An 11354-nucleotide genomic window follows, 5' to 3' on the forward strand; every position below is an offset into this window, starting at 1 on the left:
AAACCTTAAAGGTTTATTTACCGTCGAAATTTTTTAATTCATCTACTGAAATTCCGAAGGCGTCGGCATATTTTTTCAAAGTAGAATCACTGAGTTTTTTGAAAACGTGTGGTTTGGAATGTCTTTTCACTGTCCATTGCCATTTATCGACGTAAGCTGCCAAAACGTGCAGATCCATTTTATTAAATTCCATAAAATAGACGATCGGGCTTACTATATTATTCGCAACGTTTTGTTTTGCTTCTTCAATTCTTTCATTGATGAGCTGCATAGATTCATCGAGAGCCGCTTTTTTGGCTTCCCAACCGATGCTTTGCGCGGTGGTGTAGTTATTATTTTCATCAGTCACGTATAACATTTCTGTCATATTTGCAGACTGCAAATTACTTTCGTCCTGTGGAATGTCTTGTTTTTTCATTGCGAAAACCAGTTTAGCGTAATCAAGGTGCTAAAATACTGAAAATATAAATGGGAGAGAATGAGAGGTGTTTAAATTTTTGAAACGTGTTATCTACTAATTGCAAAAGATAGAACTTTTGGTTTTAGAATTTTTTTTATTACTTTTTTATTATTTTCTAAGACTCTTAAACTGAATTATATGAGTATTTCACCATATTTAATTAAGTGCTGAGAAATCTTTTTAAAATTTTAATCAAGTTGAATAAAACGATGATAAAAGAAACGATTAGACCTGTAATTAACGAGAAATGAATAATATCAGTGAGAATATGAGGATAATGATTGGAAATTGTGTTTGTGGTAAGCTTATCAAAGTGTTTAAGATAAATATTTGCACACGGAATTGCAATCAAAATAAAAAGTGAGGCAATCAAAATGACTGAAGAATTTAAAATTATTGTAATTACCGTGACACGGAAGATTTTATTATCCTTTAGCTTCAATTTGAGGATAAATAGTAAAGAATAAGGGATGCTGAAAACCAATGATTTCAGAGCGCTAGCCATAAACAATCTACTTCCTGAATTTGAATATACTAGAGTTCCATTAGATTCAAATTGTCGCCAATGTATTATTTCCGGGTTGATGTAGACCAAAAAAGAATAATATGCAAATGAGAATAGAGCAAAACAACTTATCGTAATTAGTAGGATGAGTAGGCTTTTCATGAATTAAACTATTCAACCTCCTGAATAAACAGGGAAATCTCTGTACGAATCAGCAGTTTTTCACCCAGAAAAGTTTCACAGAAAATCTGACAGATGTTTTCGTATTGAGAAATCAAAGTCGCCTTGGAAATAATGGTGTCACCAACAGCTGGCAAATCAAAAATTTCAATTTTTTTGATATTGGTAATAAAACCAATCACTTTAGTTTCTACATCAGAACCTTTAAAAAAACTCTGTCCGAGAATTGAGGAAGAAGTCTGTGCAGAATGTTCGATCAATCCCGCTTCCACAAAATGATTGTTTTGAAGAAAAATATTGTCGGATTTAATCTCAAAAGAAGTCACCACCTTTTCCGGAGTAAGCTCCAGAATATAATCTGTCATCAGCATTGGTGCACGATGAGGCAGAAAATGATGAATGTTGATGAGGTTTTCTTCTTTTAAATTCATAAGAGTATATATAAATCAATTTGCTCCCTTTAGGGTTGGGGAAACAAATTGATTTTCTTTATTTTACTACTGTTTTCATCTCAGATTTAGCAATGATTTTACCTTCAATTTTAGTGATAATTTCAACCAAAGTTACGCCCATCATTTCATTGATGATTTTTACTTCAGAAATCAAATGATCGCCTAATTTCGGTAATGTTTCAGCTTCAAAAGTTTTGATGGCGCCGATATAACCTGTCGGAGCTTCTTTTCCTAAAAGATAAAATTTGTAGCCTGTATGAAGAGCAACACTTTGCGCCTGATGTTCAATTAAACCGGAAGCCTGAAAAATTCCGTCTTGAACGAAAATATTGTCTTCTTTAATTTCAAAACCTGAAACCAGATGCTCCTCAGAATATTCTGAAATTCCGCTCACCATTACAAATGGAAACTTCTGCGGAATTAAACTTTCAACAAAATTCTTATCGTTGGTTGGTAGAGAAATTTCCATTAGCAAACCGTTAATAAAGCACAAGAATAGGCAAATCTTCCGCTTTCAGGAATACAGAGCATGATTCTCTCACCTTTTTTCAGTTTACCGGAATTCATTAATTGCTCCACTGCCACGAAGATAGATCCCGCACCAATATTTCCGATCTCAGAAAGATTATAGAACCATTTTTCCCAAGGAAAATCAAGTCCTACATTGGCAAATTCTTCTTTTAAACCTTCTTTAAAGTAACCTGAAGAAATATGTGCTAAAACATGATCAATAGAATCTGGATCAAGATCGTGTTTAGTAAAAGATGCTCTTAAACTTTCTGCGCCTTTCACTAAAATATATTTATCTAAAAGTTTTGTATCCTGTTTTAAAGCAAAGATTGATTGATTCAGCCACTCCTCAGCAGGATATTCTGCCCATGATTTTAGGCTTCCGTCTTCCTGTTTTTCACAGCCTGAATACATACATGCTTCAATTTCGTGAGCGTAAGAGTAAAAATCAATCCATTCAATTCTTAATGAAGTTTCGTTTTCTCTCGGTTTGTTTTCCAGTAAAAATGCTCCGGCTCCGTCAGAAAGCATCCATCTCAAAAACTCTCTTTTGAAAGCGATGATTGGTCTTTCTTCCAGAAGTTTCAGATTTTCGGCTTCGTGATTAAATTTGTCGGCGGTCATCCATGCAGACATTCTTTCAGAACCTACACAGACTGCATTGTCTTTAATACCGGCTTTTACGTTGAGGAAACCGTAGTTCAAAGCATTCATTCCCGAATTACATAGTCCGGTTGCGGTATTTATTTCAATAGATTTTCCGATATTTAGCTCGCCATGCACCATCGATGAATGTGAAGGCTGCACCTGATCTGCAGAAGAAGTTCCGCAAGAGAGCAGCTGCATATTTTCTTTTGTGAAATTTTCATCAAAAAGACCTTCTACGGCTTTCGCTGTGATTTGTGCGTTGGTATGGGTAGAATTTCCGTTTTTATCTAAAGCATAATATCTTGTCTTGATCTTATTGTTCCTTAGAATTAAAGCTCTTGCCTTAGAAGGCTTATCATTTACCAGACCTAAATAGCTTTCCATTTCATCATTAGAAACCGGTTCATTTGGCAGGTATGTTGAAGCTTTTGTTATAAATACGTCGTACATTTCTATTTTAAATTAATTCCTTGTAAATATTTTTTCTGTTTTTGTCTTTTCGTCCATAAAATTGGAGCAAGCAAGATATGAAAAATCAACACAATAGGTGAAATTATCCATATTGCTGCCATCAAATACACTTTAAAGAATTTGATAAGAATTGGTCGCTTTTCTTTTTTCTTCATGATGAGGTTAGACCAAATCGTAAAAATTTTATTGCCAACTTTCTCCACTCTCACGAGGAAAGCACGTATTTCTACGGCTCCGTTTTTCACGAGTTCGGGCTGTAAATTGGTAAAATCATTATTGCTGAAATGCTTTTCAATAATCTTCCCGTATTTTCCGGCTCCGTTGATTTCTTCGTCTGAAACTCCCGCTGCAGGAAGAATTCCGGATTTTTCTTTTTGTCCGGTGGTCATCCAGCGAAGAATCGTCAAAACACTGGTGTAATTGTCTCTTCTGTCGACCAATGCAATATTTCCGACTAATTTTGCATCTAAATTTTTTAGATAAACCTTTAGTTTTTCCTGAGAAAGCATCCACATATTTCGCGTTCCGGAGATGGTAACAACTGGCGTGCCTTTCAATATATTTTCCGCGTAACCACTTTTCAAAAATGATATGATCGGAATAGACGGCGTTAAATACCAAACCTGATATCCAAAAAGAATGAGGTCAAATTTCGTATTCAAAACCGCTTCCGGTGGAGGCAGAATTTCACTCGGAATCTGAAGGTAAGATTCCGGAAAGGTGTTGAAAAAAACATCACCCGGCCAAGGAAAAGGAAAATCTTTTTTCAGCTGAATGTTGTAGTAAGTCACTTTATATTCGTCTTTTTTATCCTCAAACGGTTGGGCAATATTTTTAACAATATCTTCCAGCTGACCGGTTTGAGTGTAGTAAAGGACAAGTATATTTTTTTGCATTAATCTTTTTTATGGTTTACAAAAATATGATTTTCAGATTTATTATTCGTGCCTAAATATTTTTATTGATTCTGAATTAAACAATTGTTTATAATTTGCGTTTTGAAAAGTCTGATTTTTAATATTCAGCAGAATAATCGTCTCCGGAAAATCTTTGATATCAGTAAGATTGAAATTTTCGTCAGAAATTAAAAGCACATCAATCTTTTTATTGATTTGTGTCTGATTATCAATGTAATTCAATTTCCTTTTTTGAACAAGATAGCTGTTTTTTGCCACAGATCTTTTTTCTGAATCATTAATTAAACTGAAAATTCTACGTCCGGCCTGCTGAAGGGTTAACAAAATGTCTATTTGCCCAAAATCATCGGCGATGTGAAAAATCGTTGCATCACTCGGAATGTGTTTATTCAATTCAAAATACACCGATTTGTTTTGATTAAAATCTTCTTTTACCGGCTTTACAACTTCGTTTTCTTTATATAAAAAGCTGAGAAACAATTTCTTTTTAAAATAATTTTCATCTTCAATTTCATTTCTCAGTTTAGCAAACTCGTCTCGGAAACAAGCATTGATTTTTTTTGTTCTTTCAGAATAATCTTCTCCAAAACTCAAATCTTCTTTGTGAATTCTGTCGCCTACTTTTACAGTGATATTTCCGTCATAAATGATGAAATCACCTTTCGGTTGCACTTCAGAATTTCCGTGAATGTAAATCGGAAGTATGTCTAAATTGAACTGTTCGGCTATATAAAAAGCACCTTTGTGAAAACGTTTTACGTCATTTGTGTAAGAGCGTTCAGATTCAGGAAAAACAACAAGCGAATATCCCTGTTCGATTTTTTCTTTCAGTTTATCCATGCCATTTTCGATACCTTGAGAAACGGGATAAAAACCTAAGGCTTTTACCAGTTTACCAAAAACCGGAGAATTATAAACCCAATCATTGACGAGGTAAATGATCTTATGATTCACCATTCCCAAAGCCAAAGTGTCGAGAAAAGAAGTGTGATTCGCAATAATAACTGCGGGTTTGCTGAAATCTTCTTTCGGATTTCTGATGACTTTTTTCTTTACAAATGGATTTGAATATAAAACGGAAGTCAAAAATTTTGCTAAAATTAATTTAATGAAATCTAAAGTTTTTCCTTTTGATCTTTTCACGAAAATACTTCCGATGGCAGAGAAAATCAAACCACCTAAACCATAATAAATAAAGGAAAATACTGAGTTTAAGAACAGTCTTAAAGTTATCGGCGACAAACCTTTTTTTGCTCTGTTGATGATTAAAAATCTAAACCAGAACGGATATAAAGTCGACGTGATGACGATTACTGAAAACATTCCTATTAATGCAACCAAAGCTAAAGAATGTAAAGCCGGATGTTTGGCAAAAATCAAAGAGCCAATGGATAAAATCGTGGTGAAAACCGCCAAAATAATGGAAATTCTGTACGTTGGAAGTTCATTTTTTCCGGTTGTATGTTCCTTCTGCATTGCTTTAGTCAGGAAAATGCTGAAATCGTCGCCGACGCCAAAAACCAAAGTGCAGACCACGGTGCTGAAAATATTTAATTCCAAACCTAAAAAGTAGAGAATTCCTGCAGTGACAACACCCGTTAAAACAATCGGAAACATCGTCAGCAAAGACAATTCGAAGTTTCTGAAGAAAACAATGATTGTTAAAATAATTGCCAAAAGTGAGTAATTAATCAGCGTGTTAAAATCTCTTTTCAATAAACCTAAAAAATTCTCGTTCATTTGCTGGCGGTCGATGGCCAAAGCTTCGTGGCTTTTTTCAACATCTTTTATGAATGAATCTCTTTTCGTCTCATCCACTTTCACCACATTCGAAACCGTGAAAAACCCGTTTTCGTTGCTCAGAAATTCGGAAATCTGAAGGGCTTTTATTTTTTCGTAATCTTTTAAGCTTAAGCTGGAATAGGTTTTATTTAAATTTTCATTAAACTGATCAAAAGCTGAAGCATTAAATCCAAATTCATTTCCATTTTTGACCAATTCAGAAATCGTCTGATTTTTTTTATTCTGATCCCAAAACTGATTCCATTTTTCAACTTTTTTCTGCTGGTCTTTTTCAGACAAAACAACGTTCCCGATCGAATTATAGCTTAAAATTTTACCTTCCTGCTTTTCTTTTTCCAGAAAGTTACTCAATCTTGAATTTCTCGCCAAGGCTTCACTCTCAGAATTTCCGTACGATATGGTGTAAATCGATTTTGAAGTAATGTCAGACAGTTTTTCCAGCTTGGCTTCACTGATTTTTAAATCTTTAGGTATATAATTTAAATCACCGATATTTTCATTAAAACCAACGTGTCTGAACCCGAAAAGACAGGCAACAATCATAATCGAACAACCAATAATCAAAGGTTTGTTCTTTTCGTAAGGATAATTTCCAATCTTATCGATGAAATTGGTGCTTACTTTATCTGATTTTTCTTTCGGATGATAGAGTTGAGGAACAATAATTAATGCAGCAAACGAAGAAAGAAAAACCGTAATCGCGGCAAAAAGCCCGAGATCTTTCAACGCTTCAGAACGTACAAAAACAAGGCATAAAAATGAAACTGCCGTCGTCGCACTGCTGAGAATAATCGGTTGGGTGATTTCTTTGTAAAGCTCTTCAATATTATTATTGTGCTTATAATGTGTGAGAATATGAAGGGCGTAATCAATTGTAATTCCAATCAAAATTGCTCCGACACTTAGTGAAATTGCCGATATTTTGTCTTTAATAAAGTATAAAATCATCAGTGATATGAAAACGGCGAAAACTGTCGGCAGAAAAACAATGAGTGGTGTAAAGAAATTCCGGAAATAATAAATAAGCAAAATCAACAGAACCGTCATCGAAATAATCACTGTATTCTGAATGTCTTTCTTGATTTGTTGAGCGTTGGCAACTGCAATTACAGGCGAGCCAAAATAGCTGATTTCTGTTTTTCCTTTAAAATTTTTGTTGATGTCGTCTTTAATTTTATTCAAACTGTTGACGAAAACTTCATTGTTTTTGGTGTCGTTACTTTTGTTTTTCGGATCGATGAAAAGCAGAAGATTTTTTCCGTCTTTGGTGACGATATAATTGTCTTCGAGTTTAAAATCTTTGCTGATGTTTAACGCATTCAGTTTTTTAATTCCAAGAAAAGTAATTCCCAGCGGATCTTTTTTAATAAATTCTTTGGTCACCAAACTTGTTGGGGAAACGAGAGAAATATAATTGTTCTCAACCTGCTTTGCAATGCTGTCTTTATTGAGTTTTCTTTCAATTTCAGAATAATCATTTTCATCTAAAAACAAAGGTAAATTCTGGTTTACAAAATCAAATGTTTCGGAGATTTCATTATCGTTTACTTTCCCCTGAACCGAACCGATGTATTTTTGAAGAGGCTCAATTTTATTTAAAAAAGCATCCGCAGTTTCTGAAAGCTGAAAATTTTCGTCCTTTGATTTTTTTTCGATAATGACGATGATTTTGTCTGAAAAGTTGAGTTGTTTCAGAACTTTCGCTGTCAGATCCGATTTTTCGTTTTTAGGAATAATCTGATTGATATCTTCCTCAAAATTAATTTTAGAAGCGAAAAATCCGCAAACGAACAAGATTCCCAAAGCCACAGCGATGGAAAGAATTCTGTTTTTAGAAATCAGATAATATAATTGAATGAAAAAACGATGCATTGCCCTCTTGAATCAAAGTGCAAATTTAATTTTTTAGGCTTAAGGTCAAAACTTTATAAGCTAAGTTTTGCGGATAATCATTAAAATAATTTACTTTTGCAACGCTTTAGTGATTGGCTATAGCGAAAACATGACATTCTACTGGGTATGTTTCAAAACAGCGATGGAAAAATAAGTTCGGTTCTCTTTACAGCATTACTTCCTCTATTGCTGTTTTTCATGGCTTATTACGGTTTCGAATCTTCTTATGTGAAGCTGAAAACGATGGAGAAGGCTCCGGATTTTATGTTTTCTTCTGTATATGCTTATCGGGTAATTCCCAATTTTCTGACTGTTCATGTCACTGATTTTCTTACTTATTTCGTCGATTCAAATTTAGTTTCGTTAAAACCTTTCATTTTAAAAAGCGGAACGGTATTTTATCACAGCGTTTTTTTGATTAATGCTGTCTTTTTTCTTGGGTCGTCTTTGATTTTAGATAAAATTTTAAACTTTAAACCCAACCTTTTTGCTTCAGACCCGAGATTGAGAAAGCTGTTTCATCTTTTGGGTGTTTTTTTGATGGTCATTGCGCAGTATGTGCCGACAAATTGTGATTCCATAGCGGTTTTCTTTTTTCTTGCGGGAATATTTTTCAGTTTAAAATTTGCAAAATTCAGACAAAACACGGATTTGCTGATTTTATGCGGGATTGTTTTTATTTCCACATTTGTGCGGGAGACGGCTTGCCTGAATATCGCTTTTTTTGGAGCTTTATTTTTTGATTACCGAAGTTTTGAAGTTAAAAATTTTGCTTTCTATAAAGAAATTCTGATGGTCATTGCTGCGTTTGTTGTTCCTTACATTGGTTTACGTTTGGTGATTCCACAGGAGGCTTCGCTTGCAGAAGGTTTTTATTTGGTTCAAAATTTTACCAGTCCGTTTAACGTTGCGGGATTGGCTTTCGGGATGGTCTTTTTATACTTTATTTACCAACTTTGTGGTGTTGCAGAACGCAATGTTTTCAAAAGTTTTATGATACTTTCTATTCCTTACCTTGGAATGATTACTTTTGTGGGGCTGTTTTGGGAAACGAGACTTTTTCTTCCGCTTTTGCTAGGAGTATTGGTTATTTCGTCTCAAAATATAAATTTTCAGAAAGCATAAATGAGTTTATTACACCCTTATTATATCATAGCTATAATTTATATGTTGATTTTCAGCATTGATGAGGTCTATAGTGGTAAAAGTAATAAGAAAGCTCTTTATGGATTAGCTGTGTATCTCGTTATTATAGCGGGTTTTAGGGATAATGTAGGGCCTGATTTTGGAAGTTACAAAGGTATTTATGTTTACAGTGATACAAAGCAGTATATAAGCATTTTTTTTGCTGCTCTATCTTTGGAGGGGCCGCAACCAATGGAGCTGGAGTGGCTTTTTGTTTTAATTAATAAACTGCTTCTCAATATATTTAATGCACCATTTTATATGTTGACATTTGTAATTGCAGCTCTGGTAACATTTTTCAAAACACGTTTTGTTGAGGAAAATACCTATTATCCTTTTACTTTTCTATTATTTATTTTTATTCCAGGATTTTTTATTGGGGAAAGTGGTCAGATTAGGCAAAATCTTGGTTGTTTTGTTGGCTATTATGCACTTCGGTACATTAAAGAGAGGAATGTGTGGATGTATATATTGTGGATTTATATTGCTGCAGGGATACATAATGTATGTTTTCTCTTGCTTCCAATGTATTGGGTTGCACGTATTCCTATAAACAAGACGATAATGCTTACATGTATTATTGCCTCTATTTTTGCTTCTCCTTTTGAAGTTTACAGGATTTTTGGTAGTTTTTTAGGTGATGTGGCCGGTGACAATACGCTTGTTGCTGGTTTTAATGGATATGTTGATGAAGGTATGGGCGGAGAAAGGATTAACGGGGGAATTGGTGTGCCGGAAGCAATGATGGCAATTTGTACCGGGTTTTTATTTTTTTTCGATACAGCCATGAAAGAAAGATACCCGTACTACGAATATCACCGTAATTATACTGTAATTGGAATTTGTTTTTATTTTATTTTCAGAAACAACCCTATTTTCTCATCCCGACTGACAGGGACGTTTTTTGCATTTGGATATCTTTTGGTTCCGAATACGATGTATGTGGTTAATGAAGGCACAAGAAAGCTGATACACGCATTTATTATCAGTTTGGCAATGTTTTATTTTGTAGTATTCTCTAGTTTTAAAAACATTACTGCGGGACGATTTACGATAGATTTGTATAAAAATCACATCCTTCCTTAGGAATAGTACGGTATTAATTTTAACATTAGAAGCTCGTATGTCTGATCAGAAAAATAATAGAATTTTAGTTTTAGATGGCTTGCGGGGTCTTGCTATTTTCCTGGTTTTCCTTTTTCATGGATATTATATTTGGAGCAGACATTACCCTTTTGGGGATTTGTATAAAGAGAATGTTTTAGTAAAATATGGCGACCTCGGTGTTCAGTTGTTTTTTTTGATTTCGGGTTTTGTGATCCTAATGTCTATGGAAAAGACATCAGGTTTTATTAAATTTATTAAAAAAAGATGGGTGAGGCTTTTTCCAAGCATGATTATCTGTTCTGTAATAATTTATATTACTGCCGGATTTTTTCTTGAAAGACCTTTAGGGAGTCCACATTTGAAATCTCTGCTTCCGGGATTGATATTTGTGGATGAGGGATTGTTGGAGATTATTTTCAAGACAGATTTTCCCGTATTAGAATCTTCATTTTGGTCGCTTTACATAGAAGTAAAGTTTTATCTGATTTTTGGTATTTTATATTATCTGTTTAAAAGAAATATTGCATTGCTCGGGATATTCGTTATATACCTTGTTGCTGTTATCTATCAGATTTTAGAATTTCATCATTTGTTGCCAGTATATTTGTTGAAATTTAAAGCTTACATAGGGAATTTTGTGTATTTTGGGTGGTTTGTTTCGGGTGCGCTGATTTATATTTATTACAAAGAAAGAGAAAAGAAATACCTTGTTGCTTTTGTTGTTGCAACTATTTGCGCAATGTTTTACATGTACAAACTACAGGATTTCGTTAGAAATATATATCTGGTAATTTTAGTTCTTGTTTTCGTTGGATCGCTCTTTTGGAAACCTATGGAGCATTTTTTTTCTATGAAGATTTTCACTTTTGTTGGTTTTATAAGTTACCCGCTTTATTTACTGCACGAAAATATGATGGTGGCAATCATGTTGAAGCTTAATGGCTACGTTGAAATCCCTTATTCAATTTTACCACTTGTTTCGTTTGCCTTTGTGATTCCTGTAGCTTATTTAGTAACAAAATATTTAGAGCCAATTTTGCAAAGGCAATTTAATAAAATGATTAAATAAAATATTTGCATTTGTTTGTAATTTATATATACTTGCTAAATTACACACATACACACATTGTGGAATAAATGATGACTTTTAAGATTTTCTATTATTATGCAATCTATAATCATAATTTTTTAGATAATTATTTATTTTAAATTTATATAGCTTT

General features: G+C 33.7%; 9 protein-coding genes. 3 read left to right on the forward strand and 6 right to left on the reverse strand.

From position 1 onward, the window contains the following. Positions 1 to 13: 13 nt before the first annotated feature. The 6 genes from DarG to AC2A1G_RS16520 all read right to left on the reverse strand — a co-directional run bounded on the left by DarG (position 14) and on the right by AC2A1G_RS16520 (position 7818). Positions 14 to 418 carry a flexirubin biosynthesis protein DarG gene (gene DarG, locus AC2A1G_RS16495; RefSeq protein WP_484048001.1) on the reverse strand — a complete coding sequence of 135 codons (405 nt, stop codon included), beginning with the start codon at positions 416 to 418 and terminating at the stop codon, positions 14 to 16. A gap of 717 nt (positions 419 to 1135) precedes the next feature. After that, entirely contained in the window at positions 1136 to 1576 is a 441-nt protein-coding gene (locus AC2A1G_RS16500) for a hotdog family protein (RefSeq protein WP_484048002.1), read from the reverse strand. Positions 1577 to 1634: 58 nt separating this feature from the next. Further along, positions 1635 to 2066 carry a hotdog family protein gene (locus tag AC2A1G_RS16505; protein ID WP_484048003.1) on the reverse strand — a complete coding sequence of 144 codons (432 nt, stop codon included), beginning with the start codon at positions 2064 to 2066 and terminating at the stop codon, positions 1635 to 1637. Continuing rightward, complete coding sequence (darB, locus tag AC2A1G_RS16510) at positions 2066 to 3205, reverse strand: dialkylresorcinol biosynthesis protein DarB (RefSeq protein WP_484048004.1); 1140 nt, start codon at positions 3203 to 3205, stop codon at positions 2066 to 2068. Before darB ends, AC2A1G_RS16505 begins: the two co-directional genes overlap by 1 nt. 2 nt (positions 3206 to 3207) lie before the next feature. Further along, positions 3208 to 4122 carry a dialkylresorcinol condensing enzyme DarA gene (locus AC2A1G_RS16515; protein WP_484048005.1) on the reverse strand — a complete coding sequence of 305 codons (915 nt, stop codon included), beginning with the start codon at positions 4120 to 4122 and terminating at the stop codon, positions 3208 to 3210. Between the two features lie 42 nt (positions 4123 to 4164). Then, complete coding sequence (locus tag AC2A1G_RS16520) at positions 4165 to 7818, reverse strand: MMPL family transporter (RefSeq protein WP_484048006.1); 3654 nt, start codon at positions 7816 to 7818, stop codon at positions 4165 to 4167. Positions 7819 to 7965: 147 nt separating this feature from the next. Between AC2A1G_RS16520 and AC2A1G_RS16525 the strand changes: the two genes are divergently transcribed. Genes AC2A1G_RS16525 through AC2A1G_RS16535 form a run of 3 tightly spaced genes read left to right on the forward strand, consistent with a single transcriptional unit; the run spans position 7966 to position 11200 of the window. Then, complete coding sequence (locus AC2A1G_RS16525; RefSeq protein ID WP_484048007.1) at positions 7966 to 8964, forward strand: hypothetical protein; 999 nt, start codon at positions 7966 to 7968, stop codon at positions 8962 to 8964. Further along, a complete protein-coding gene (locus tag AC2A1G_RS16530) occupies positions 8965 to 10110 on the forward strand; it encodes an EpsG family protein (RefSeq protein WP_484048008.1) in 1146 nt (381 codons plus the stop codon). Positions 10111 to 10147: 37 nt separating this feature from the next. Further along, a complete protein-coding gene (locus tag AC2A1G_RS16535) occupies positions 10148 to 11200 on the forward strand; it encodes an acyltransferase family protein (protein WP_484048009.1) in 1053 nt (350 codons plus the stop codon). The last annotated feature ends 154 nt before the right edge of the window (positions 11201 to 11354 follow it).

The sequence above is a fragment of the Chryseobacterium sp. HNCC26DJ240 genome (assembly GCF_057180485.1).